Origin of the sequence: Pedobacter sp. MC2016-24 (assembly GCF_015223055.1) — a bacterium.
GTDB lineage: Bacteria > Bacteroidota > Bacteroidia > Sphingobacteriales > Sphingobacteriaceae > Pedobacter.
On the sequence record NZ_JADFBX010000001.1, the window covers coordinates 195,631 to 219,014 of the forward strand.

The 23,384-nt window shown below is 36.2% G+C and carries 25 protein-coding genes; 7 read left to right on the forward strand and 18 right to left on the reverse strand.

Translation table 11 applies throughout. From position 1 onward, the window contains the following. Positions 1-35 precede the first annotated feature (35 nt). Genes IM797_RS00955 through IM797_RS00965 form a run of 3 tightly spaced genes read left to right on the forward strand, consistent with a single transcriptional unit; the run spans position 36 to position 5,913 of the window. On the forward strand, positions 36-1,340 hold the full coding sequence (locus IM797_RS00955) for a TlpA disulfide reductase family protein (RefSeq protein WP_194125217.1): 1,305 nt from the start codon (positions 36-38) through the stop codon (positions 1,338-1,340). Next, positions 1,340-4,540 (forward strand): SusC/RagA family TonB-linked outer membrane protein, encoded by a 3,201-nt coding sequence (locus tag IM797_RS00960; RefSeq protein ID WP_194125218.1) that lies wholly within the window; start codon positions 1,340-1,342, stop codon positions 4,538-4,540. The genes IM797_RS00955 and IM797_RS00960 overlap by 1 nt, the downstream gene beginning before the upstream one ends. An 11-nt stretch (positions 4,541-4,551) precedes the next feature. Then, positions 4,552-5,913, forward strand: coding sequence for a RagB/SusD family nutrient uptake outer membrane protein (locus tag IM797_RS00965; protein ID WP_194125219.1), 1,362 nt, complete (start codon positions 4,552-4,554; stop codon positions 5,911-5,913). A 76-nt stretch (positions 5,914-5,989) separates the two neighbouring features. Here the strand turns inward: IM797_RS00965 and IM797_RS00970 are convergent, their stop codons facing one another. The 10 genes from IM797_RS00970 to IM797_RS01015 form a co-directional block, all read right to left on the reverse strand. Beyond that, a complete protein-coding gene (locus IM797_RS00970; RefSeq protein WP_194125220.1) occupies positions 5,990-6,352 on the reverse strand; it encodes a hypothetical protein in 363 nt (120 codons plus the stop codon). A gap of 80 nt (positions 6,353-6,432) precedes the next feature. After that, positions 6,433-6,729, reverse strand: coding sequence for a hypothetical protein (locus IM797_RS00975; protein WP_194125221.1), 297 nt, complete (start codon positions 6,727-6,729; stop codon positions 6,433-6,435). A gap of 229 nt (positions 6,730-6,958) precedes the next feature. Then, positions 6,959-7,459, reverse strand: a complete 501-nt coding sequence (locus tag IM797_RS00980) for a hypothetical protein (protein WP_194125222.1) — start codon at positions 7,457-7,459, stop codon at positions 6,959-6,961. Positions 7,460-7,633: 174 nt separating this feature from the next. Next, positions 7,634-8,593: an AraC family transcriptional regulator gene (locus tag IM797_RS00985; RefSeq protein WP_194125223.1), complete on the reverse strand. Its 960-nt coding sequence runs from the start codon at positions 8,591-8,593 to the stop codon at positions 7,634-7,636. 479 nt (positions 8,594-9,072) lie between these two features. Further along, entirely contained in the window at positions 9,073-10,050 is a 978-nt protein-coding gene (locus IM797_RS00990; protein ID WP_194125224.1) for a DUF5712 family protein, read from the reverse strand. Positions 10,051-10,053: 3 nt separating this feature from the next. Beyond that, on the reverse strand, positions 10,054-10,602 hold the full coding sequence (locus tag IM797_RS00995; RefSeq protein ID WP_194125225.1) for a BfmA/BtgA family mobilization protein: 549 nt from the start codon (positions 10,600-10,602) through the stop codon (positions 10,054-10,056). Between the two features lie 11 nt (positions 10,603-10,613). Next, positions 10,614-10,931, reverse strand: coding sequence for a hypothetical protein (locus IM797_RS01000; RefSeq protein WP_194125226.1), 318 nt, complete (start codon positions 10,929-10,931; stop codon positions 10,614-10,616). A 1-nt stretch (position 10,932) separates the two neighbouring features. Then, positions 10,933-11,196, reverse strand: a complete 264-nt coding sequence (locus IM797_RS01005; protein WP_194125227.1) for a helix-turn-helix domain-containing protein — start codon at positions 11,194-11,196, stop codon at positions 10,933-10,935. 408 nt (positions 11,197-11,604) lie between these two features. Next, positions 11,605-11,910, reverse strand: a complete 306-nt coding sequence (locus tag IM797_RS01010) for a helix-turn-helix domain-containing protein (protein WP_194125228.1) — start codon at positions 11,908-11,910, stop codon at positions 11,605-11,607. 58 nt (positions 11,911-11,968) lie between these two features. Next, positions 11,969-12,931: a hypothetical protein gene (locus tag IM797_RS01015; RefSeq protein WP_194125229.1), complete on the reverse strand. Its 963-nt coding sequence runs from the start codon at positions 12,929-12,931 to the stop codon at positions 11,969-11,971. Positions 12,932-13,294: 363 nt separating this feature from the next. Between IM797_RS01015 and IM797_RS01020 the strand changes: the two genes are divergently transcribed. Next, the gene (locus IM797_RS01020; protein WP_194125230.1) at positions 13,295-14,149 is read left to right on the forward strand and encodes a ParA family protein; all 855 of its coding nucleotides are present in this window, start codon (positions 13,295-13,297) and stop codon (positions 14,147-14,149) included. Between the two features lie 8 nt (positions 14,150-14,157). Further along, positions 14,158-14,574 carry a hypothetical protein gene (locus IM797_RS01025; protein WP_194125231.1) on the forward strand — a complete coding sequence of 139 codons (417 nt, stop codon included), beginning with the start codon at positions 14,158-14,160 and terminating at the stop codon, positions 14,572-14,574. A 239-nt stretch (positions 14,575-14,813) separates the two neighbouring features. Here the strand turns inward: IM797_RS01025 and IM797_RS01030 are convergent, their stop codons facing one another. Together IM797_RS01030 and IM797_RS01035 are read right to left on the reverse strand one after the other, a co-directional pair. Continuing rightward, a complete protein-coding gene (locus IM797_RS01030) occupies positions 14,814-15,371 on the reverse strand; it encodes a hypothetical protein (RefSeq protein WP_194125232.1) in 558 nt (185 codons plus the stop codon). 101 nt (positions 15,372-15,472) lie between these two features. Further along, positions 15,473-18,565 carry a class I SAM-dependent DNA methyltransferase gene (locus IM797_RS01035; RefSeq protein WP_194125233.1) on the reverse strand — a complete coding sequence of 1,031 codons (3,093 nt, stop codon included), beginning with the start codon at positions 18,563-18,565 and terminating at the stop codon, positions 15,473-15,475. A gap of 793 nt (positions 18,566-19,358) precedes the next feature. Here IM797_RS01035 and IM797_RS01040 point away from each other — a divergent pair. Then, positions 19,359-19,736 carry a type II toxin-antitoxin system HigB family toxin gene (locus IM797_RS01040; RefSeq protein ID WP_228098665.1) on the forward strand — a complete coding sequence of 126 codons (378 nt, stop codon included), beginning with the start codon at positions 19,359-19,361 and terminating at the stop codon, positions 19,734-19,736. Then, positions 19,720-20,079: a type II toxin-antitoxin system HigA family antitoxin gene (locus IM797_RS01045; RefSeq protein ID WP_194125234.1), complete on the forward strand. Its 360-nt coding sequence runs from the start codon at positions 19,720-19,722 to the stop codon at positions 20,077-20,079. Before IM797_RS01040 ends, IM797_RS01045 begins: the two co-directional genes overlap by 17 nt. 347 nt (positions 20,080-20,426) lie before the next feature. Here IM797_RS01045 and IM797_RS01050 read toward each other — a convergent pair whose 3' ends face one another. The 6 genes from IM797_RS01050 to IM797_RS01075 all read right to left on the reverse strand — a co-directional run bounded on the left by IM797_RS01050 (position 20,427) and on the right by IM797_RS01075 (position 23,368). Then, the gene (locus IM797_RS01050) at positions 20,427-20,720 is read right to left on the reverse strand and encodes a hypothetical protein (protein ID WP_194125235.1); all 294 of its coding nucleotides are present in this window, start codon (positions 20,718-20,720) and stop codon (positions 20,427-20,429) included. A gap of 16 nt (positions 20,721-20,736) precedes the next feature. Next, positions 20,737-20,904, reverse strand: coding sequence for a hypothetical protein (locus tag IM797_RS01055; protein WP_194125236.1), 168 nt, complete (start codon positions 20,902-20,904; stop codon positions 20,737-20,739). After that, positions 20,901-21,044, reverse strand: a complete 144-nt coding sequence (locus tag IM797_RS01060) for a hypothetical protein (RefSeq protein ID WP_194125237.1) — start codon at positions 21,042-21,044, stop codon at positions 20,901-20,903. The genes IM797_RS01055 and IM797_RS01060 overlap by 4 nt, the downstream gene beginning before the upstream one ends. 15 nt (positions 21,045-21,059) lie before the next feature. After that, positions 21,060-21,482 (reverse strand): hypothetical protein, encoded by a 423-nt coding sequence (locus IM797_RS01065; protein WP_194125238.1) that lies wholly within the window; start codon positions 21,480-21,482, stop codon positions 21,060-21,062. A 108-nt stretch (positions 21,483-21,590) separates the two neighbouring features. After that, positions 21,591-22,262, reverse strand: coding sequence for a hypothetical protein (locus IM797_RS01070; RefSeq protein WP_194125239.1), 672 nt, complete (start codon positions 22,260-22,262; stop codon positions 21,591-21,593). Between the two features lie 140 nt (positions 22,263-22,402). Then, complete coding sequence (locus tag IM797_RS01075) at positions 22,403-23,368, reverse strand: hypothetical protein (RefSeq protein ID WP_194125240.1); 966 nt, start codon at positions 23,366-23,368, stop codon at positions 22,403-22,405. Between the last annotated feature and the right edge of the window lie 16 nt (positions 23,369-23,384).

A 23,384-nucleotide genomic window follows, 5' to 3' on the forward strand; every position in this document is an offset into this window, starting at 1 on the left:
ATCAACTGACCAACTTATTATTTCATAATAAACTAATGAAAAAAATTCTACTAACCATAGTACTGGCAACGCTTTGCCTTTTTTTTAAGGCGGATGCACAAAGCCAGGACGACAATAACATAAAGCCCCTAAACATCGGCGACGCCATTCCAGAAGACGTTTGGAACATGGCTTTGCAAGTGGTTAACCATCCAACCGGCAAAAAGGCTAATACACTGAATGCCTATAAAGGCAAATTAATCATCCTAGATTTTTGGGCGACCTGGTGTTCTTCTTGTATTGCGGCCATGCCAAGTGCACATAAATTACAGACAAAGCTTAGCGATAGCCTCGTAATATTACCAGTAACAAATGAAGAAGCAAAAAAGGCTGAAGCTTTCTTAAAAAGTAACGCCACCGTCAAAGCTTTAAATCTAGCATCTGTAGTTACAGACAGGTTACTTGAAAAATTATTCCCGCATCAGCTTATTCCACATTATATATGGATAGATCAATCCGGTACCATAGCAGCGATTACAGGAGCTGAAGAATTGAATATTCAAAATGTAAGGAAGGTTCTTATGAAACGGGGTATAGAGTTGACAACTAAAACAGATTTTAACTTGGATAGACCACTTTTTATTGATAATGACGCTAATACGAAAAATATTCTTGCTTATTCAATTCTAACAAAAGGGTACCAATCGGGATTGCCGGGAGGAACGACCACCAGACAAAGTCAAGGTATAACCAATCGAAGAGTATTTACAAATTCGTCGCTTTTAACCATATACAGAGTTGCAGCCTTAAACCTGTTCAGGTCACGTCATGATGCCTTTACTGAAAATAGGCTAATCTTAGAGGTGGCTAAATCGGAAGCTTTAGAATTTGATAAAAAGCGAAGTAACAAAGAAGAATGGGAAAGTGAACATTGTTTCAACTACGATGTAATGGTACCGGTTGATCAAGCTGATCAACTATATGAGCAAATATTAACAGGATTGAACCTTAGTACATCATATTATGCCCGTATCGAAAAGAGAAAGGTTGATTGTTTATTACTTTCTATCCGAAACCGTAAGAGAAAAATATCATCTGTTTATTCAGATCAAGCGGTAAATCTGGAATTTTATTCCTATGCACTTAATTCTTTAGATTTTATCACCCATCCGGTAATTAACGAAACCGGAATAACAGATCAAGTTAAAAGTCTTGCCAGCCGAGCAAAAAGCATGAATGAGCTTGAAAAGGAACTTCAAGAAAAAAATTTGGTGCTGACATTAGGATCAAAGGAAATTAATATGCTTGTCATTTCAGACAAAAACAATCCATTTCCAAACCCCACTAATAAGACAAGATAATGAAAAAGTTAATTATTTTGATGGCTTTGGTATTAGTTGCCAATATAGGTAAGAGCCAGTATAAGCTCAATGGTGTGATTAGGTCTGCGGAGGATAAGAAACTTCTTTCAGGGGCTGCTATTGCAACAGCAATAAAAGGTACAATTATTAAAACAGATAAAAACGGAAATTTCAAAATAGAATATCATAGTCATCCTTTGATGCTGGAAATCAGCCATGTTGGCTACACTGATAAAAAAGTTATTATTAATCAAGCAGAGCCTCTACCGATTCAGATTTTATTGGAAGAACAGGCTCATGAACTTAACGAGGTAATTATTTCAACTGGTTACCAGCAACTTCCAAAAGAACGTTCAACAGGATCGTTTACGGTAATTGATAATAAAAGCATCAACCAACAAACAGGGGCTTTCATTTTGGATCGTTTGGAGGCAGTTGCAAACAGCGTTATTGTTGACAGAAATAGCAGTGGAAGCAATGGACGATTAATGATTAGGGGACTTAGCACCATTCAGGGCCCAAAAGATCCATTAATTATACTGGATAATTTCCCATACGAGGGTGATCCGAAAAATATTAACCCAAATGATGTTGAAAGTATCACTATATTAAAAGATGCCGCTGCAGCATCTATTTGGGGAACACGTGCTGGGAATGGTGTAATTGTAATAACAAGTAAAAAAGGGAAATACAACCAAGGGTTTACTGTTGATTTTAACTCCAATGTCTCTATTACAGGAAAACCGGACCTGGGCTATCTTAATCAAATGCCCAGCAGCGATTTCATCCAAGTTGAAAAAACACTATATGAAAAAGGTTTTTATGATAGTGATATTAATTCACCATCAAAACCAGCTTTATCCCCTGTAATCGAGCTGCTTACACAGAGAGCGACAGCATCACCACAATTAGCTCAAGAAATTGAACGCCAAATCGAAGTGCTTACCAAAAAAGATGTTAGGAACGATTTCACGAAATATTTCTATCAGAGATCATTCAACCAACAATATGCTTTAAACATCAATGGAGGTAATGAACTAACTACTTGGGCATTGTCGGGTAGCTATGACCACAACAACAGCGTTTTAAACGACAAGTTTAAGCGATATAGTTTAAAACTTCAAAATACTTACCGGCCGTTGGAAGCCTTGGAATTTTCAACTTCAATCTGGTTCAATGCAAGCGAACTGGCATCAGGAAGACCCGGATATGGCTCAATTATTTCTCGGAATAGCAACTTATATCCTTATGCTCAATTTGCAGATGAAAATGGAAATGCTGTAGCCATCCCCAAGGATTGGAGGTTATCTTTCATAGAAACAGTTGGAAACGGTAAACTTGCCGACTGGAGATATTACCCCCTGACAGATTATCTGAACGTACAAAATAGGAATAGCATCAATGATCTAGTGATTAATACCGGGATTAGCTATCGCCTACCAATGGGATTTAATGTTGATCTGAAATACCAATATGAACGTCAGAATAACTCCGTAAATAGTCTTCAAGGAGAAGATAGCTATTTTGCCAGAAACCTTGTGAACGGTTACACCCAGATTTCTCCTACTGGAGAGCTTACCTACAAAATACCTAAAGGTGGTCTTTTGGATTTAACTGATAACCTGATGCAATCTACTGGCCTTCGGTCTCAATTAAGTTTTAATCAGGATTGGAACATCCATAGCTTAAATATTATTGCAGGTGCGGAATTAAGGCAAGTGAAAAACACATCGAATTATAGCCGTTTATATGGATACAACTCAGATTTATCAACGTCGGGTATTGTGGATTATACTACTGAATACCCTAATTTGATCAGCGGAGTTAAATCATTCATTTCAGGCCGGGATGGTATAACTGAGCAATTGAACAGATTTGTTTCTCTATTTGCCAATGCAGCATATACTTATAAGGATAAATATACAGCCTCCTTAAGTGCTAGACGGGACGCTTCTAATTTATTTGGTGTAAGTACTAACGACAAATGGAAACCTTTATGGTCTGCGGGTTTGAGTTGGGAGATTTCTAAAGAGCATTTTTTTGAAAACGACCTGATCCCTTATCTTAAATTCAGGGCAACCTATGGTCTAACAGGAAATGTTGATCCAAGCAAAAGTGCGCTAACTACCATTCAATATTCAGGTCGGCTTTCTTCCAATACATTAACGCCTTATTCTACTTTTAGTAAGTATGCAGACCCAGAGCTAAAATGGGAAAACACTTCTATATTAAATTTTGGGATAGATTTTAAAACTAACTCAGGTAGAATAAGTGGAAGTTTAGACTATTACCGTAAAAAGGGAACTGACTTATTTGGTAATACCCCAATAGACTATACGGCTGGTATTGGTTCTTTTATTATAAAAAATGTTGCTGCTATGAAAGCCAGCGGATGGGACTTACAAATTAATACTTCTAATTTAAATGGGAATTTTAAGTGGTTTAGCAGTTTAAATCTTAGTATAGCAAAAAATGAAGTGACCCAATATTATCTAAATAGTACAAATGGAAATTTTTATGTAAATAACAGTAATAATATTTCAGGTATAGAAGGTAAACCAATCTACAGTGTTTATGCCTACAGGTGGGCGGGACTAGACCCGGCTAACGGGCAGCCCAGAGGTTACATTAATGATCAGATCAGTAAGGACTACAATTTAATTACTTCATCGGGAACGCAAATTGAAGACCTTAAATATTTTGGATCTGCACTTCCAACATTATTTGGAACATTGGGAAATACTTTTGCATATCATAATTTTAGTTTGACCATTCAAATTACTTATAAAGCGAGTTATTATTTCAGAAAAGAAAGTATCAACTATCCCAATTTGTATACCGATGGCCAAGGCCATGCAGACTTTAGTAAAAGGTGGCAATTGCCAGGCGATGAGAAAAACACAAATGTTCCAGCTTTCGAGTATCCATTTTCAAGCAGTATGCAAGCTCTTTATACTTTTAGCGAGCCGTTGGTTGAAAAAGCAGATCACATCAGACTACAATATCTCAACCTTCAGTATCGACTAAACGGTAAAAATCTCGGTAAACTACCTATAAAGTCAATTGATTTTTACACTAACGTAAGCGACCTTGGCTTAGTATGGAAGGCAAATAAAAGTAGTTTAGATCCTGATTATGCCCAATCTAATGCAATTCCCTCTTCAAAAAATTGGACATTGGGAATTAGGGCGAAATTTTAAATTTTATTCTTATGAACACAAAATATCTTAATTTTTCCATTGCTGCAGCAATAATTATTAGTTTAATAAGCTGCCAGAAATATCTCGATGTAAAACCCGATAAAAAATTGGCTGTACCTTCCAAATTGGAAGATTTTCAATCTTTGCTTGATAATTATTCAGTCTTTGCCGCTGAGCCTAATTCCGGTGAAATGAGTTCAGATGATTTCTATCTTACCTCGGCTCATTACCTCAGCCTGTCTTCGGACGTCGATCGACGGACATATACATGGGAAAAAGATTATTTGTTTAGGCCAGAAGACAATAGCTGGCGGGAATTTAGTACCGCAGTCTACTATTGTAATTCGGTAATTGAGGGAATAGAGAAGGTTAAAAGGTCAAACAGTAATAATACTGAATGGGACAATATTAAAGGTCAGGCATATTATTTTCGAGGAAAACGTTTATTGCAGGCAAGTTTTATCTGGGCATTGGCATATGACAGAAGTACATCGGATACCGATCTGGGCCTTCCTTTAAGACTGAATATAAACTTCAATGAACCTTCTGTACGTTCATCCGTGGAGCGAACATACCAACAGATACTGAATGATCTGAAGGTTTCCATTCACTTATTGCCACTGATACCACTAAGCAAAGTTAGAGCGTCAAAACCTGCTGCGTATGCGATGGTCGCCAGAGCATATCTTTCAATGCAGGATTATAACAATGCCGTGCTGTATGCTGATTCCTGTCTTCGCCTTTATCATACCTTGTTAGATTACAACAGTCTTAATTCGGCTAGCCCGCTTCCAATTGATAGGTTCAATAGAGAGGTTATCTCCGAAAATCAGATTTCAGTAGGTCAAATCCTGAACTTGGCCAGAGCCAAGGTAAATCCTGAACTGTTAGCATTGTACGATAACGAAAATGATTTGCGCAAGGCAATCCTATTTAAGGATAATGGTGATGGCACAGCTGGCTATAAAGCAAGGTTCACTGAAGGGGCAAGTCTTTTTGCTGGTACGGCTGTTAACGAAGTCTACTTGACCAGGGCTGAGTGCTATGCAAGAGCTGGAAAATTGTCCGAAGCGATGAAAGACCTTAACACGTTATTGGTTGCGCGCTGGCGTGCAGGCACATTTGTTCCATTTACAGCATCTAGTAAAGAAGAAGCCTTGTCAATCATTCTTAAAGAGCGGAGAAAAGAGTTGTTGTTTCGGGACATCCGGTGGATGGATATTAAAAGATTGAATAAGGAAGGAGCTGAAATCCTACTTATGAGGAATGTTAATAATAAAGAATATAAATTATTACCTAATGATCTGAGATATGCCCTTCCTATACCCGAAGACGTTATCTCTATATCTGGGATGGAGCAAAACAAAAGATAAATTTAAAAGGTGGGGTTTAATATTAACCCCACCTTAAAATGATTAATAGAGCAGTCAGAACTGCATTATTTAATCTTTAATCTGGCATTGGTCTTCTGGAAGTAGCAGCAGCTTTAATTGCGGTTGGGCTATCACTATATTGGGTAGTGAAATAAGCATCAAGCTGTGAACTGTTGGTAACTGCGTTATCAACCTCCAATTGACAAGGTAGTGCCTCGTTTGCTGACACACAGCCAGTATGGTTTGGATTCACCTTAATCCATTTGCTACCATCGGTAATATCTCCTGAAGCATCTGAGTCAGAATTATAATACCAGGTAGTGGTAAACCTTTTACTGGCTTCACTTTTATCATTCGCTTTAAAAGCAAAAGTTATTAGAGCGGTTAAAACAAAAGCAATTGCTACAATCGCTCCTGTTAATTTTTTAGTTAAGGCCATAAGCCGTTGGCGCATATATTTCAGGCAATATGCTTACCTTTAATGATGTAATAATGTTATAGGGTGTCTTTTAGCAGACCTCACTGATTACCATCGTATCTCGATACTTTGGTTTTCATTTCCCGGATAGCCCTGTCTCGACTATCCGGGTTTGTTCGATGCACCGCATTTTTATGGTCATGAATAACTCTGTTAGCCACTCTCTTTCGGGCGTAAGGGCATTTGAAGATCGTCTGAATGGATATATTGATATACCACCTTCCTGACAGGTAGAAGTTCATAAAACGGATGAACAGCAGTACCATATAGGCAAGCATTGCCATTAAGGATATGATCCTGGCAATGTCTATCATTTTCGCTGCATCTACAATTTTCATTTCTTACCTTTTTTAATTCATTGCTCTTAAACACCAGCAGGGCGACCTTGGCACCACCTGCCCATTCACTGCCTGCACTTTAAGGTTGTACCCACCTTCCCTGTACCAGATCCGGCATCCTCTTACCTAGTACCGACCGGGATCATTTGCGGATAGCAGCTGTTGTCTCTGGGACTGCTATCCTGTATCTGGCACTTCACCGTCAGGAATGGACGGCCGTCATACGGTACTACCCACCCATTCTTTTAAAGTCTTGTTCATGATCTGCCACCTTTGTTTGTTTTTTTAGTTTTTGTTGGTATTCTTTGTCCCATTCGCCAGAGGCAACGGTTTCATCCCTCTTTTCTATTGCCCTTGACAGCGCTTCTTGCTCGCTTCCTGAAAAAAGCATAATATTAAAGACACCTTCCGACCTTTTTGCTCCATTGTAAAAAAATATGTCATACTCTTCTCTCGCAGCCGCTTCAGCTTGTTCAATCAGATCACTGACTGCGAGGTTTACCGGATCATTTGTATTTTCTCGAAGTGTTACCAGATAGGGGTCGGCCTGCTTGTTGACGATATATTCGGGGTTTATAGGCGCCTCAACAATTTCAAGATCTGTAGGACGGGTTTTAAACCTGTCTATAAAATTTTCGGCCTTTTTCCTGTTGTCAAATATCGCTATGATCTCCTCCATATCATGATAACCAACTGGCTTTATGATATAGATATTGTTCGTGTTTTCCATGTTTCCTAATCCGTTTGGTAACCATCTTCTTTTTATTAAACTAAATTTCAATAATGATTTTTTACCAAGCAAGCATTAAACACACCATTTTCACCCAATTTCGGGGCAAAAATGGCCTCAAAATGTGTGTTTTTTGCGCAAAACTCTTTAATGAGCTTAGAAAAACGGTTAAAATCAGCCCTTATCGTCGTCAGAAGGCGGATTTCCCATTGACTTTTTGTATTGGACCTGAAAACTGTGTAAATCTCTGTATCCTACCTTGATGTAAACATCTTTGACGTGCATTTTATCCATGGTCAGCATCCGTTTGGCATGTACCATACGAACCTGTATTAGGTAGTGGTATGGAGTGTTGCCAAGCTGATCCTTGAAGTCATCGATCATGGTTTTTTCAGAGACATTGAACATGCGGGCAAGAGCGGTGTTATCCAGCGAGGCGTCCGCAAAATTATTCTCCAGGAAATCTTTGATGCGGTAGGCACGTTGGGCAAATTTAACATCTAAAAGCCGCTGATAATCGTCAATGAGTATTTTAGCATCACCAGACAAGAGCGATTCTAGATCTACACCCTTAGTTTCCTTATCCTCAAGCAACTGTTTCAGGTTATCTTTCATATCACTGTCTATCAGGCAAGCAGGCATGTGGTCAAACAGGTCGTCGCTATTGTCCATGCTTTCCATAAATGGTCTAAGCCTTGGGTAACGATCCAGGTTCCTTAAAATCCATAAAGGCCGTGGACAGAGATAGCATATAAGATATTTTCCCTTTGGTAAGTGAAGTACGTATTCACCGGATTTATTATAGGTAGCGTAGCATACCCCTTCTGGCGCATTGGCGATCGGTTTTCCTTCAGGAGTTAGAAAGCTCATTCCCCCTTTTATCATAAGATAAAGGAAAAGGCTTGTATTTTCAACCAGATAACTTGCTGCCAGATCGGTATGTAGGTCAATTTCAATCACTTCCATAAAGTATAGGACATGGCTGTGAAACTGGCAGATCACAGTTCCCTCTTGTATGCTGATCTGTTCGGCCTTGGCATAAGGGATACGGTAAGTGCACCAGTTGGGTATGTTTCCGGTGATATCGATTGTGAGGGTGGGCGTTTTAAATTTGTAGGTCACGGGTCTTTCCATATTGAGTTTTCGTTAATTGTGGGCAAGCCGCACATTTAACTGAAAGCCTGCCTTACTGGTTGATGTCCATTTTTTTCTTCTCTAAAATTCCTTACAAGCGAAGGTAAGAAATTTCGTTATCCTTATCAATATTCCACTATCATATCAATTCAAGCAAAAAAAGGCCTGCGTTTTTCAGGTAATACGTGCCGGAATACTTTGTGGAAAATCTAATTTTCGTTTACATCTAACAGACCATCTTGATCTGTTTAAATGCAATTAACAACTTTTGAAGAAAAATTTTGCATGACACTTTCTGCCCAGAAAGTGTCATGTTTCCCCAAAAGCGGGCTTGGTGCCTTCAAGAGAAAGGATTTTACATGACATAAATTATTTTTAGATTTCCGGAATCCTTGCCTCCTTGATTGAATATAAGACTGTTAAAGTACCGATTGAGCATAAGTTGACAGTTAAGACTTACCACATTTAAATTTAATTGGCTATCGGCTGTAACCGTATCCCTGTGATTTTCCTTTTTTCTTTTTCTTTTTCGGTGTCTCTGCCGGGCTTTGCTCGGGCGCAATGTAGACAGGCTCCAAAAGTGCACTGAGCAAAGTGGCGCCTAGCTTTCCGGTTGCACCGATCATTTCCCCGACGCTTGCAAAAAGTCCTTCCGCTACGTTCTTGCCCAATTCGTTGATGGCATCGGATTGAACAGTTTGGTGCAGAACGGTGTCCAATAACTGCATCTGCGTTTTCTCACTGACCGTCCCGTTCTTCATGGTGTTGGCATAGGCAAGGGTATCTTTCAGACCTCTGTCGAAATCAAAAAAATCGTCGAACAGGCTTTCACCGGATTGTTTAAAGGCCGTTCGGTTAAATTCGCCAAGCTTGGCGGAATGTTCCCTGTTCTTTCCCTTCGATTTGTTCTGAGGGCTGAGCTTAACGGTATTGGTAATGTCCTTCCTGCTCACGATGATCTGGATATGATCCTGCCGTCCCTCTTTACGCTCACCCTTTTGCCGTGTGCCGTCCTTTACTTCTTTGTCGGTATGTTTGTAATAGCGGTAGTTTTCGTGCTTGCCGTACCACAGCAGATCTTTATGGCTATTTATCCCTGGTCTTTTAAAGTTTTTGGCATACTCATCCATTACCTTTACCGCATATTCCTTCAGCTTTTCTTTTGCCCCTTCCTTTCCGAAATGCTGGTAGAGGTACTCCAGTTCCTTTTGGCTGGGGCTGATGTTGATCAGGAAAAATTTAGCATCGTTGCGCCCGAGCTTGGCAATGTTATGGTCTATCTTTACCCTGACTTCCTGCCTGCTGATTTCATTTCCCGTACCGTTGAACCAGTTTTCCTGCCCCAGACCCTTGCCTTTATCGACCTGCATGTGGTTTTCCTTTTCCAGGTAGTTGACCAGCGCCCCGCTGCTGCCCTTGTTGCCTCCCGTTTCTGATGTGGTGATGTTGATGAACATAGATTATAGATTTTCCAGTGACTGCCTGACATGTGCCTGTAGTTCCTCTTTTTTGACATTGGCCGTAGTCCAGCCAAGTGATTCCCTTTGGGCGATGTAATATTCAAGTATCTTGCTAAAGCGTAATTTGAGCAGCGCTTTGTCTTCCAGATGGGTTTGTGTTCTTGCAATGCCACGTTCCAGTGCAGTCATGCCCTCTGCAAGCTTCTTTGAATTTTCGATTTCCTGTTTAAGATATGTTCCAACCTCTTTAAAGTACAACGTGTGCTGTTTTGCGATGATGACCAGCTTACCCGAATCGCTGAAGATGGGCAACAGGAAATCTTTTTCCTGCGTCTTGAAAAAGCCGATGATCCGGTTGTTCCCATTAACAAGTTCCTTTTTCAGCAGTTCATCGTTCAGGTCTAAGGGGTCTTTCTTGCTCCTGTAGAAATAGTCTACCATCTGTATGACGGTGGTCTTTTTTGTCCTGCCCAATTTAAGGGCGATTTTATCGAGTTTAATATCGGTGGCTACAGGGTAGCGCACCGATTTTGTATTGATATCTTCCATCTCCCGGATGTTTAAGGGTTGCCTGCCGGTTTGATAATCAGCCTTATCTGGGTACCTCGTTGAGGATGCCATGAGGGATTGTATTCTATGTAGCCGTAATCCACGAGGTCTTTTATGTTCTTGTGGTAGGTGGCAACAGATTTGATACGGGAGAACCGCATCAGCTTTGGCCTGCTGACCTGAAAGGATTTCTCGGGTGTATCGCTATCGCTATAGTAGAATAAGGCCATCAGCAGGCTGATGTGGGTGGCGTAAAATTGGCTCTCCAGTGCCACCCGTTCAAAATAACCGCTAAGGGCATGTTGTTGTATGTTCAGATAATTTTTCATGTTATTCTCCTTTCAATATTTTTTCTATTTGTGCCTTGCTGTAGTACATCGTTCCGCCGATCTTGCGGAAGGGCAATGTTCCGTTGATGCGCAGGTTCTGTAAGGTGCCCGGCGATATGTTCAACATTTTGCGCACCTGTGCGCTCCTTAGCCATTCCCCGTTCTGCTGGCTTTCCCTCCCCTGGCTGATGATGCCTTTCATTTCCTGCAACAGTTCTATTTTGAACTGGCGAAGGTCTTCGGTTGTGATGATGTCAATCTTCATAAATTTGGTTCCTTTCTGATGTTCTGAATTAGTCCATTAGCTGGCTAATCGTATGTGTAATTAGCTGGCCAACTGCTTAGTTATTTAGCTAGCTAATTGGTATACCTGAAAGTATACCAATTATGGTTCTTAAAGGGCTTGCAGAGCCCACAAGTAGCCCCGGAGGCTACTTGAAACCCCTGTAGCGCTAGCACAGGGCAAGCAAGTAGGGCCACTGCCCAACTTCCGCTTGCTCAGCTGAAAAGGGGACTGACTGCCTGAACCGCCTTTCTACAGCCAACGACCGCACCACAACCTTTTGGGCTGTCCCGAATTATCATGCTGTGCTAGTGGTTTTTGTTACACATAAACTGGATATATATCTATGTTGCTATATGGATATATCTGCTTGGCCATAGGGATATGTAGTTATGTTGGTGGTGGGATTTTCTCCGCAGTGTCGCCTTTTGCGCCTACCCACGCCAATAACTTCTTTCTGGAAAACAGCAATTTACCAGCTGTTTTTGAAAAGGGAATTTTGTTCTGTTTAACCAGACCGTAAAGCGTCGATGCTTTATAATTAATCAATGCGCCAGCCTGTCTGGTATTGAGCAGTTGGTCAACATCCTGCCTTTTCAGGTCGCCACTTGAAATGGCATTCCTGACAGAATTTTCCATAAGGCTGGAAAGTTCGCTGACAGATAACGCTGTAAATAGGATTTTCTCTTTTTCCATAAATTTTGTTTTATGGATACAAAGGAATGGTGAAAAATCCCTTACAAAAGCGATGACATTAATGTAATAATTTATGTTTTTTAAGGATGCTTAGCATTTCTTCGATATGGGGATTTATCGGTCGGCTTTCCTTGATAACCTTCATGCCTTTCAAGGCGTTGGCTGATATGACGTTTTTAATACTTTCCGGTTTAGAGCCATCAAAAACAGAAAAATGCCGTTTTAAGCTAGTGACATATTCAATTTGGTTAACGCTCCGGTTGTATTCATGGTTTAAATTGTAGGTGCTATACATTAATGCGTTCAGTACACTACGCATATCACCCCTTGACGTTCTTTTAACAAACGGATTTTCTGGGTGCCTTAATATTTGCGGAAATGCATTCGAACTAAATGCAGATCCTAAGAAATCTGTTAGTTCTTTATTGCTTAGTGCAGCTTCCTCTTTGCCCTTACTAGTGTTCATTGGTGCAGTTAAGACACGCCATATTGCCTCGACCTCTTCCAAATCGCACATCAGTTCAATGCGAGGAAAAGCAAGTGAAGGACTTGTTTCTATAGCAGGGGTGCTTTTTTCAGGTTTAGGTTTTTCGACTGGCACCGCTTTAATTATAGCGGGTTTCTCTGTTTCAGGGATTTTTGAAATGTCAAGCACCTTTAGGTGGCTGTCAAAATGTAACCGTAATCCTGGGCTTCCTTCAGGCAGACTGCTGTTAATATTATTGATTTCTATAAACCCCCTGTACAGGCTGGCTTGCAAATAGCCCAAATTATAAAACAAATCTTTATCAAGATCACCATCAAAATATAGAAAATCAAGGCAATGCAGGCAAAACACTTTTAGGTACTGCACTTTTTGTTCATGCAGGAGTGCCGGATAAGATACGCCCAGATTAAGTTCAAATGCATTAATGCCCTCATTGTAACCATCGAAAAAGCATGGCTCAAAAATTTCTTTTTGTTTTATATCCCATTCACCATAAGATTCATTCGTATAATTGACACTGGTAATTTCGTTCATATTCAGGAAATCGTACAGGTCTGTATCACTGATAAAATAAGCCTTACCATCTCTAATCAATTCCCTAAACGGAAAGTAGCCCAATTTATCAATCAAGTCAAAACGGCTGTCTTTCTTCCCAAGATGACCTGACTTTTTATGGATGAAAGAAACTTTCATATCATCATATATATGACCGGAATAAGGACTGAAATTTTTGAGGTGGTGAAAAAACATAAATAATAGTTTTGATAGACAAAAATAATTAAAAAGTTATATGGTGTTAGCTCTACATTTTTTCTGACCAGCCTAAATAACTTCATTAGATATGTAATTAGCTGTATTTAATTTTTAAATTGCAGGATATTATAAATTAAGGCACTTATGACAAAAATAGTTAGTTTTATTAATTTAAAAGGCGGGGTCGGTAAGACAACACTAACAGTAAATATCGCCTCTGTACTTGCTAAAATAAATGGCAAGAAAGTATTAGTCATTGATCTTGATCCCCAAACAAATGCAACGGTTTCATTGATATCTCAAACAGATTGGCAAAATATTAATGATATCAAAAAGCAAACACTGTTTCATTTATTTAACGATAAACTGAATAACCTAAAAGATTTCGATTTAGACAAAGCTATAATCAAAAACGTGGGTGGAATTAAGAATTTAGACCTTATTCCCTCTAGCCTCAACTTAGTTGAGATTCAAGATAGAATAATTGAGATCGGTTCTAAATCATTCGTTAGTCACATAGACGTATTAAAAACTGAACTGGCTCCAATTGTCGATAAGTACGACTATATCTTGATCGATTGTCCTCCAAATTTAGGCGCAATTACTCTAAATGGTATAATAATGAGTGATTATTACGTAATCCCAACTACACCTGATATTTTATCAAAAATAGGTATAAGCCTTATTTCAAATAGAATTGACACCTTTAAAAAGGTAAGAAAAGATTGCATAATTAAGTTGGCCGGTATTGTGTTCACGAAGGTGGATTATAGAACCAATTTACACGCATCTACCCAATTCGAAATGAGGGATCCTACCTACCACCTAAGTAACTTTGTTTTTAATAATGAGTTACCTCAAAGGATTTCAATCGCGGAATCGCCGATAGATAACAAACCACATTTGTCATCCCCAACTGCTAAAACGAAAGCAGATTGGAGAGCGACTCAACAGCTCATTAGAAACATAGTTGATGAATTTATTACAAAAACACTATAATAAGTAACATGGGACAAAAAGAGGTTAAGCAGGTTAGTAAAGTCTTAATAAAACTTGGAAATATATTAAACGAAAATCCTTCATTTTTGTATGAATTAGATGAGTTTTTAGACAAATCCCAGAACATAGAAATGGAAAAATCTATAGATGAAGAGAAAATCAACTCTATTGATTTATTCAAATTAATTCGAGAAAAAACTGAGGATGAACTCGATATAGCCCTAGAAGTATTTAATATAAAAGAATTAAGAGAGATTCTGAAAAAATATCGCTTTGGAAGCCCTTCAAAGTTAAGATCTACAAGTCAAATAAGAGGATTTATAATTAATCAATTGAAACAAAGGAAAACGGACGTTTTTCAAATTCAGGGTGCCAATCAAGAATCAAATATTGAGAACAAGGATAACGGATTGATGAGCGAATGAAACCAATTTCTTAGTTAATAGTTGGTTTAGTCGCCGATGACTCATTATGAGGAGATCGCGATTTTTTCAATGGCTTCTCTGTCAGTGTCTGATTCTGGCTTTAAATTTTAAATTAATTGGAGTAGCTTATTTCCCTAAGACAACAAGTCTCTTTTTGCATTTCGTCACAATTAATATTATTATTCCTTCTTTGACAGTATCAAGCATTTTAAAAATCCATATTTGTCAAACAGATTAGCTTATCCAATATGCTTAGAAAAGTCAAGCATTAAATGGTATAGCAATATATTATCTCCATTTAAATCATGACTAGAACAATATGTATATTCAAAATCTGGAATAATCTCTCTAAATTTTAAAACTTGGGACGTATTACTTTGTGTGCATGACTTCAATAATTTATTAATTGAAGCAGTATTCTGGTGTATGTCAATTTCTTCAACAACAAAACCAATCATTCCATTTGTTTTATAATAGGTTGAATAGGTTTTAGAAGCAAATCTACATATTCCATTATTTGTATACTCGGAGTTGAGCCCGCTTTTTCCATCTGGATTTATTGCATTTAATCTTTTACATTCAAGGATATAATACGCTTTTGTATCTTCAAAAGAGTATGGTGAAAGGACTCTAATATCTGTTCTGCCATTTGTTTCATCTTCTAAGATTTCTCTATCGAAATAGTAATTTTTAAGTTTAATTTTATTTCTTACTGAGTTTTCATTCAGATAGTTAAGATAAAGCACATCCCTAATGCGATTTTCATTATTACTTAAAACTACATTATCCTCTAACATCAATTTATAACATATAATTACCTTCGATAAGATATCCTCTAGTTCAGAATTATAGAAAATGCTATTATACTCATAACCGGCCGCGTTCATTTCCTCAAACATCAATTTCCCTTCCTCCCAGCTTTTAATATTGCATCAGAAAATTCCTGGACATCTAAATATCCAATTGCTTTATGCCATAAGCACCTTTCATTTGGTTTAAATATGTAAAAATAATTTTGATCAATTTCAAAACCTCTTATGTCTTTTTGGACGAATAGCTGATCAGTTATTTTTTCTGAACTGATTTTGATTAAAAAAGACAAAATAGTATTATCCTGATCCTGTCGATTAACCCAAACGATATCTTTTAAATATTCTTCAACAGGGATTACTTTAAATAACATTCCTATAATTTGTTTTGTATGCCAAATTTCAACAATGAACTTCCTTTTATCATTCCCAAGATTAGATTTAAAGCGATTAAGGAATGTCTGAGCATAAATATTTAAACTCTCGTCCTCAAAAGATAAATAAGAAAATAGACGGTTTTTACTCATTTCATTTCCAATAATCAATTCTCTATTGATTTTTAAAGAATAATCAATTAATGAGTATTCGACGTCATTTAAATCCAACCTGCTATAAATACACTGGTTTATCTTTTCTAATTCTGTGCTTATTTCTTTTTCAAAATTCCCGATCTTAAAATTATCGACAAGGAATTCTTTTTTTGCTAAATGAATTCCCATTTTCGCCTGTTCGATTTTTTTGCAATTCTCACTTGTATCTAGTTCAAGGTAAGGCAAGCTGAATTTATTATAATTTTGAACTTGCTCTCTTTCGATCCCAATAGACACAAAAGTATTTACCGCATAGTATGCAAATAAATCTGATGAAAGAATAGAGGAAATATCAAAAAGTATCGATTTATCAGCCTCGTTTAAGGCTTTTACCGATGTAATGCCATCTTTAAATAGAAGATTTCTTGAAGAAATAGAATTTTTCACCGTAAGTGTGCTCATATTAAGCCCTTTTCTGGTTAATAGCATTGGAGCATCATAAATTCTTGCATCCTTAATAATATCAATCTTTTCAGTTTCTAAAACGTCAATGTCCTCGTAATTGATAAAAAAGGAATCAATAGCACTTGTTTTTATAAAAGGAATATTTTCAATTCTTGAGGTGTCTTTGGGATTCTCTAAAGGTTTTGATCTACTGTGAAAACCAGTTGCATAAATAAATCTTTCTTTATCATTTATAACTTGTTTTATACTAAAATAGTCTTCCTTCAACCTCCTTATAAAATTAAAATCTAAGTAGGAACCATATACTAATACTTTCCATAGCCAATCAAATTGTTTAAGCTTTGACTGTTGCACTTTTTTATAATCACTCCGATTTATTGTAAAGATTTTAAATAGGGAAAAGAATCGGCTTTGCTTTAAAGAGATGTGATAGAGAATGTGATTATTTGTATTTTCTCCGTTGGCGTAACGATAGAAAATAACTGCGGCTGGCGCAACCGCTGGCTGATTGGATTTTTCAAATACCTCATGTCTTACTGGAGCTAACTCAAAAACTCTATCAATAAAATATTCTTCCAATAAATACTGTCTAAATGCGCTAAATTCATCCTTTTTATACCCTAAATTATATAAACTACTACTCCTTATAATGAAAGCAATTTGTGTATTTTTTCTGGTAAAATCACTGGCTCTTAATACAAAACCTTCCGCTATTTCATTATTATTGATGGCAACTTCATACTTTCTATTTAACTTTATTTCACTCCTTTTCCTTATCTTTAAATAATCAGTTCCCACCTTATCCATTCCGTTCCCTTTCCAAGGAGGATTTCCTAATATGAAACTAAATTCGATTTCATTCAATTTTTCGTTAAATGGGGCATTTACGTCAAAAAAATCACCCTCAAAAAAGTTCGAATTAAATAGGATTGGAAACTTAAATGTTTCTATTCCAGGCGGCTCTAAATAATCAAGTAAAGTCAGGTAAATTGAAAAAATAGCAACTTGAACTGCGCTCAAATCCTTATCAACACCGTATATATTTTCCTTCGCTAAATTTTTTATAACCGTTTTAAACTTTTCAGATTTAATTTCAATTCCAGTATCATCTATATATTTTTCAATGATTTTTCGAAGGGTCTCTACTAAAAAAATTCCTGATCCGCAGGCTGGATCTAAAACTTTGCAATATGAATAATCATCAGAATTATTGATCGGCTCATTAGACTTATATAATTTTTTCTCAACCGTTTCTTTCAATATATAGTCGACGAGAAACAAAGGAGTATAATAAGCCCCTGCATCTTTCTGATTATCTTTTCCTATGAACATTTCATAAACATTGCTTATGAATTCAATTGGAATTATCGAGAAATCGTATAACTCAAATAAAGAGGGTTGATTTACTGCGAAATCGTATCCACGTAACAGATTATTTAAAACCTTATAATCTTCAATTGTTATTTTCTGATAATCAGCTTCTGAAAGCGGAAATAAATCTCCATTAAATCCTTTCTCCTTGTCTTCTAGATATTTAAAAAACTGCTGGACTTGGTGTGGATGATCTAAAAGATCACAAAATTCTGAATTAGTCCAAGGACGAAGCTTTCCGTCAAATTTCATTTTAACCTTGCGATCGATAAGATACCTTATAAAGATAACTTTACCTAACATCGCATTTACAAGTTTAGCTCTAGTTTCGTCCTTTCCAACCAAAACTTGTCTTGCGCCTTTTATATTTTGTAATAAATGATAATCTACACGATTTTTATAATGTAAATCATCTTTATATTGTTCCCAAGTTCTACCAGTTACTAATTCAAAATAGGAGAAGTCATTCAACTTACTTTCACCTCCTAAAGATTTCAATAATTTGGTATCTTCATTAATTGAAAATCCGTTAAAGATCTCTACGATATTATTTTCTACTATTATGGCAATAGGGCATTCGTTAAAGTTCCATATTGCTTCGTGTAATACCGTTTTGTTAACTGGACTATCAAAAAATAAGATCAATGGTTTATTATCAAACACAAAAATAGCATCAGGTTCAATTCTTTTTTCAAGCAGTCTTTTTACTCGATTTGGGAATGATGTTTCGGCTTTCCATTTATTATCCTTAGTAATAAAAAGTCCATTTTCCTGACCTAAACCGAGCTTAAGAAATATTTCTTGTAACTTTTTCATTTCGCCCCAGCTTAATTCATGTTGAGTTTAATTTGTTTACCTATAACATCTATTGGTTCATCTCCTGTTAATAATCTTCGATCTCGTATCTTAGCCATTTCTTCTATAATGAATCTACCTATCAAATATACTAAAAAAAATAGTAAATCGTATTTTTGGCTATTTACTTTAGTTTTAATTTGACGAATGATTTCTCTTTATATCTTAATATAATTTTAATATTTGGATCTCCCGTAATTTGAGAGTGTACTTTCAACAAAAGTACATATTAACTTCATCAATATCTATATGCGCATAAAAACACTCATCAAAAGCAAACGCTAGATTATGTGCAGTTATCTTATAATGAATGATTTATTTGTCTTCAAAATTATTTTAAATTTGCACCTTTTGAATAATGAAATTTTATGCTTAAATTTAACTATAGCAATTGCAGCTAAAACGTATTAAAAAAACAGTGAGTAATTCAATGAGTAGAATTACAAAACAGCCTCAAATACTATTTAAATGCTGATTTTAGCACTAGGTGCAAATCCCAGCGGGATCACGAAATGCCTCAATGCAAATTGGGGCATTTTGCATTAAAAAATATTGAGCTAAGTAAAACTTAAATCAATCTAATTGTAATCAATTTCTTTGATTAATTCTTGATTCTTAGAAAACTGATCGACTAACTCCCATGTGCTGTTTTTTCTGATCAAATTGTCGCTTATTTTCTCTGCCAAATTCGCATTTGAAATAAGAAGCTTTATTATTGAGTTTTTAAGATCGCTATCCCTATACATACATAAATTTGAAAAAAGAAATTAATAAAACAAAACGTTCCCGTTTTGGGAACGTTTTGGTATCTTTGTCAAATATGCGAGTGATAGCAATAAAAACTCTAAAAGATTATATTGATGAATTCCATCAGGCAGAACAAGCATTATTAAGCTGGTATGAAGAGGCTGCTTCTGCACTATGGAATAATCCAAATGAATTAAAAGCACAATATAAAAATGCTTCTATACTTAATGAAAAAAGAGTTGTATTTAATATCCATGGTAATAGTTACCGCTTAATCGTAGACATAGAATATCGATTAAAAATTGTTTTTATTGTCTGGTTTGGATCGCATAATCAATATGATAAAATAAACGCTAAAACAATTAGTTATGTTAAAACCAATTAAAACTGAGAAAGAATACGATGATGCTCTGGCTCATGTATATGAGTTGATGCAAACTGATATCGTAGAGGGCTCTGCAATTTCTGATGAATTAGAAATCTTAAGCCTATTAATCAAAGAATATGAACAGGCACATTATCCTGTTTCTTATCCAAATCCAATAGAAGCTATAAAGTTTCGAATGGAACAAATGAACTTATCTGAAAATGAACTAAGTGACTTGTTAGGTACACGTTCAAGAAAGTCTGAAGTCCTATCAGGGAAAAGAAAACTAAGTCTTTCTATGATTCGGAAATTAACGGATATACTTCATATACCAGCTGAAGTCCTAATCCAAGCTTATTAATCGTTCTATTATGAATAATTAAATAATTTTCGACCAAAAGTCCCTATACTCATTCTATAGCAATTGCAGCTAAAACGTATCGAAAAAAATGGTGAGGGATTCGGTGAGTCAAATTTGAAAACCACACTAAATACTATACCCGTGTATTAGAAAGCAGGGAATTATACCGTAAGCTTCAGGAAGCAAAAAATAGCCAGAAAAATGACCGTGGCAGAGGAATGGGGCGCTAGATTCTAAAAAATACTGATAGAGGTTATCACAAATTGTGATAACCTCTATCATATTAAGGTACAAAATTGCTATAAAGGAATTGATGCATGAGCCTTAAAGAGAGTTTTAGATTGGTGCTATCCCAACTCTAGAATTTGCTGCTTTAATTCAATAAGAATGTTTGTCCAAATAGTTTTATCACTCAATACCAGCTTGTAACCACATTCATCATTTACTACAGCTACAATGTGAATATACCAATCAAGATAAGTCAATTCTCTCGGTTTCGGTGAAAAAAGGAAAAGTCCGTTTGCATCCCAATGTACTTCTGTTGCTTTTCTATAAATGAGATCAAAACGAGCTATTGAGGGTTTTATGCACAGCCTTTCTTCGATGTCTATTCCAATCTCTGATATTTGGTCAATTTTCATAGATAAACTACAGTAATTATTTGCCACTTCTAAAAATCGATAAATCCAGCCCAGCCGATTCAACTTTTAACTCATTGAATTCTGCGGAATCAATAACCCCTATGCCACCTGCGGGATTTAGTTCTGTTCCATTTTCTAAGATAATTCTGAAATTAAAATCTTCAATATTGGAAATGCCTTTCAACTGAAAATGTTGTTGATGGTTAGTTTGTATTTTCCGTAATTTTCATTAGTAATTAGGTCGCCCGATATTGCTCCCATACTTTCATCAATTATTTTGAAATCAACTTTACCAATCTTATCATTGTCTATGTATAGATACATTTCATATGGTTATTTCTATTTTTCTTTATATACAATCTTCACTCCATCTATTTCATCAGCTTTTTTAAATGCCCTCAATTTTGAATCGAATGAGATTTCCAAAGTTTTTTCACTTAACCAGGTTAAGTTTATCGCATTTAAATCCAATTTTGCAGAGTTATGATCAGAATCTACGATAAAAACATTTCCTGACTCCGCCTCGGTTAATTCAAAATCCGCATTTTCCAGAATTACATGTAACGAATTATCAGTTGTTGCGTTCCCATCGTTCATAAACACCATGGCTTTTCTTGTTTTTTTATGATTATAAGCCTCTTTCAAGAGCGTAAGAGGACTGTCTTCGAAAATCGTAGCACATGAAATAAAAAAGAATGCAAAAAACAGCATTATGAAATGCTTGGCTGATTTATACTTAAATAACATATAATTTCTGTTCATACAGGCTCTAACAAAGTGTGGTTAATTGAAAGCAATTTATGATTTAGTACTGATTTTTCATCATTACTGTCTTAGGAACACGAAGCCCCGCCATCTGGGTAGGTGCTGTTACCTGTTGGCTTTTTCAAGTTTGTCATTTACGATATATTTTATTTCTCCTGCCCCAATAACTGTCTCACCTTCTCTAAATTCAAACTCCATTCCTTCTGTCAGACGACCTGAAAAATAGTCTGGTGATAATATTTTAATTTTTGCGTTAACTGCATCACCAGGAAAAACAGTTTCCTTGTTAATAAAAGTTTGTTGTCCTGATGTCTGCATTTCTATGAAGTCAAACTTTATTTGTGGTCTGTAACCGCTTTTAGCTGGAGTCTGTCTACCACCTTGTTCTGTTGTCCTATATTTCAGTTGTGCAATAAAGTCAGTCTTCTTAAATTCCTGTTCATAGAAATCAAGAATATTTTTTAATATATTATCGAAGTTACTTTCATTGCAAAATCTTGCCGAAGTGTCAATGACTTCAACTATTGAACTGCCCGCTTCAACCTGCCAAGCATTTTTTTCGTTAAACTTCTTTAGGTGTATTTTCTCAATTGTCAATGGTGAGCCGAAATATTCTTTAAGTTCTTTATCAAAGTCTGCAATTTTGTGCTGGTCTTGTGTCGGCCAGTCGTTCATTGCATTTAGGAAGAGAACCGCGATTTCTTTCAGTTTATGATCTGTCCGGTCGAGATCAACCAAATTCCAAAGTGTCGAATATGTTTCAATTTTGTTGTCCACTGTATTGTCTTCTTAAGCTTACCGGTAACGTTTTGTGGCTTTGCGAATGTTGGCGGTTTTGATAAAATTACTAAAAGATTCGAAAGGTTGTAAAAGAATTTTCCGTCACTTCTGCCAAGACGCTGTTAGGCACAGTATTTTTAATCATTAATTTTCTTTTGCAATTTAATCGGTTGTATTCCTACAACTTTGTTTTTGTCGTCAAAAGTCAACTTTATAATTTCACTTGGAGGATTAGAATTGTCGTCAGAATATTTATACTGAAGTAGGGTAAACATACTTCCATCAAGACCCATTTGAATTCCGCTATAAACCAATTTAGTTTCTTTATCAAAATCAATATTGTCAATTAATATATTAATTTGTCCGTCTGTAACCTTCTCAAGGATTAAGTCAGATAAAAACGATTTTGATTTTGGTAAATCCTTTGCTTTTAAGGCTTTGAAAAATTCGGTTTTAATTATTTCTAAATCGGACAACTTTTTATCGTTCAATTTTGGCACTTCCTTTTCTTTTCCTTTAGCTTGGTTTTTAATATAAAGTCTTAGTCGGTGAGCTGGGTTAATAGTCATTGCACCTTTTCTTTCGTAATAATTAGAAACAGTCGCATACATTTCTATTTCAGTGCTGTCGTTAGGTTTCCATGTAGAATTTTCTACAAATGTGTTTATAGAATCCAATTGACTAATATTAGAATAATTTCTTTTTACCACTGGCTGTCCGAAATTCTTTGAAATATGTTTTTTTAGTTCTATATATTTTCCAATTAAGGCTTTTTGAAAAATATTTGATTTTTGGTTATTATCTTGTTTCTCAAAATTTGACACGTCCCATTCATAAAGAACATAGGACATAGTTGAGTCTGTTTTTTTGAAAAAATAATACACTGTTAAGTTAGGAATGATTTTTTCTGTTCTTAAAAATTTAATTGGCTGTGCTTCTCCACCAAAAGAAACATAATTTGAAGTTGTTGGAATTCTTTTACTTCCCAATCTTTCTTCCATTTTCAAGTAGTCAGTAAGCTTCGTGTTGTGAATTTCAAAATTAAATTCCTGTGCATAAACAGAAGTTGAGAAAAATAAGATTCCAATAATTAATTTCTTCATTCAGTTTTCTTTTAAT

Coding starts and splice junctions, on each gene's coding strand:
- IM797_RS00970 (WP_194125220.1), bottom strand. CDS start 6,352: ATGGCCTTAACTAAAAAATTAACAGGAGCGATTGTAGCAATTGCTTTT.
- IM797_RS00995 (WP_194125225.1), bottom strand. CDS start 10,602: ATGGAAGATATCAATACAAAATCGGTGCGCTACCCTGTAGCCACCGAT.
- IM797_RS01045 (WP_194125234.1), top strand. CDS start 19,720: ATGTTAAAACCAATTAAAACTGAGAAAGAATACGATGATGCTCTGGCT.
- IM797_RS00980 (WP_194125222.1), bottom strand. CDS start 7,459: ATGGAAAACACGAACAATATCTATATCATAAAGCCAGTTGGTTATCAT.
- IM797_RS00985 (WP_194125223.1), bottom strand. CDS start 8,593: ATGGAAAGACCCGTGACCTACAAATTTAAAACGCCCACCCTCACAATC.
- IM797_RS01030 (WP_194125232.1), bottom strand. CDS start 15,371: ATGTTAGAGGATAATGTAGTTTTAAGTAATAATGAAAATCGCATTAGG.
- IM797_RS00960 (WP_194125218.1), top strand. CDS start 1,340: ATGAAAAAGTTAATTATTTTGATGGCTTTGGTATTAGTTGCCAATATA.
- IM797_RS00975 (WP_194125221.1), bottom strand. CDS start 6,729: ATGAAAATTGTAGATGCAGCGAAAATGATAGACATTGCCAGGATCATA.
- IM797_RS01075 (WP_194125240.1), bottom strand. CDS start 23,368: ATGAAGAAATTAATTATTGGAATCTTATTTTTCTCAACTTCTGTTTAT.
- IM797_RS01035 (WP_194125233.1), bottom strand. CDS start 18,565: ATGAAAAAGTTACAAGAAATATTTCTTAAGCTCGGTTTAGGTCAGGAA.
- IM797_RS00965 (WP_194125219.1), top strand. CDS start 4,552: ATGAACACAAAATATCTTAATTTTTCCATTGCTGCAGCAATAATTATT.
- IM797_RS00990 (WP_194125224.1), bottom strand. CDS start 10,050: ATGTTCATCAACATCACCACATCAGAAACGGGAGGCAACAAGGGCAGC.
- IM797_RS01065 (WP_194125238.1), bottom strand. CDS start 21,482: ATGAACAGAAATTATATGTTATTTAAGTATAAATCAGCCAAGCATTTC.
- IM797_RS00955 (WP_194125217.1), top strand. CDS start 36: ATGAAAAAAATTCTACTAACCATAGTACTGGCAACGCTTTGCCTTTTT.
- IM797_RS01015 (WP_194125229.1), bottom strand. CDS start 12,931: ATGAACGAAATTACCAGTGTCAATTATACGAATGAATCTTATGGTGAA.
- IM797_RS01025 (WP_194125231.1), top strand. CDS start 14,158: ATGGGACAAAAAGAGGTTAAGCAGGTTAGTAAAGTCTTAATAAAACTT.
- IM797_RS01005 (WP_194125227.1), bottom strand. CDS start 11,196: ATGAAGATTGACATCATCACAACCGAAGACCTTCGCCAGTTCAAAATA.
- IM797_RS01060 (WP_194125237.1), bottom strand. CDS start 21,044: ATGTATCTATACATAGACAATGATAAGATTGGTAAAGTTGATTTCAAA.
- IM797_RS01050 (WP_194125235.1), bottom strand. CDS start 20,720: ATGAAAATTGACCAAATATCAGAGATTGGAATAGACATCGAAGAAAGG.
- IM797_RS01010 (WP_194125228.1), bottom strand. CDS start 11,910: ATGGAAAAAGAGAAAATCCTATTTACAGCGTTATCTGTCAGCGAACTT.
- IM797_RS01000 (WP_194125226.1), bottom strand. CDS start 10,931: ATGAAAAATTATCTGAACATACAACAACATGCCCTTAGCGGTTATTTT.
- IM797_RS01020 (WP_194125230.1), top strand. CDS start 13,295: ATGACAAAAATAGTTAGTTTTATTAATTTAAAAGGCGGGGTCGGTAAG.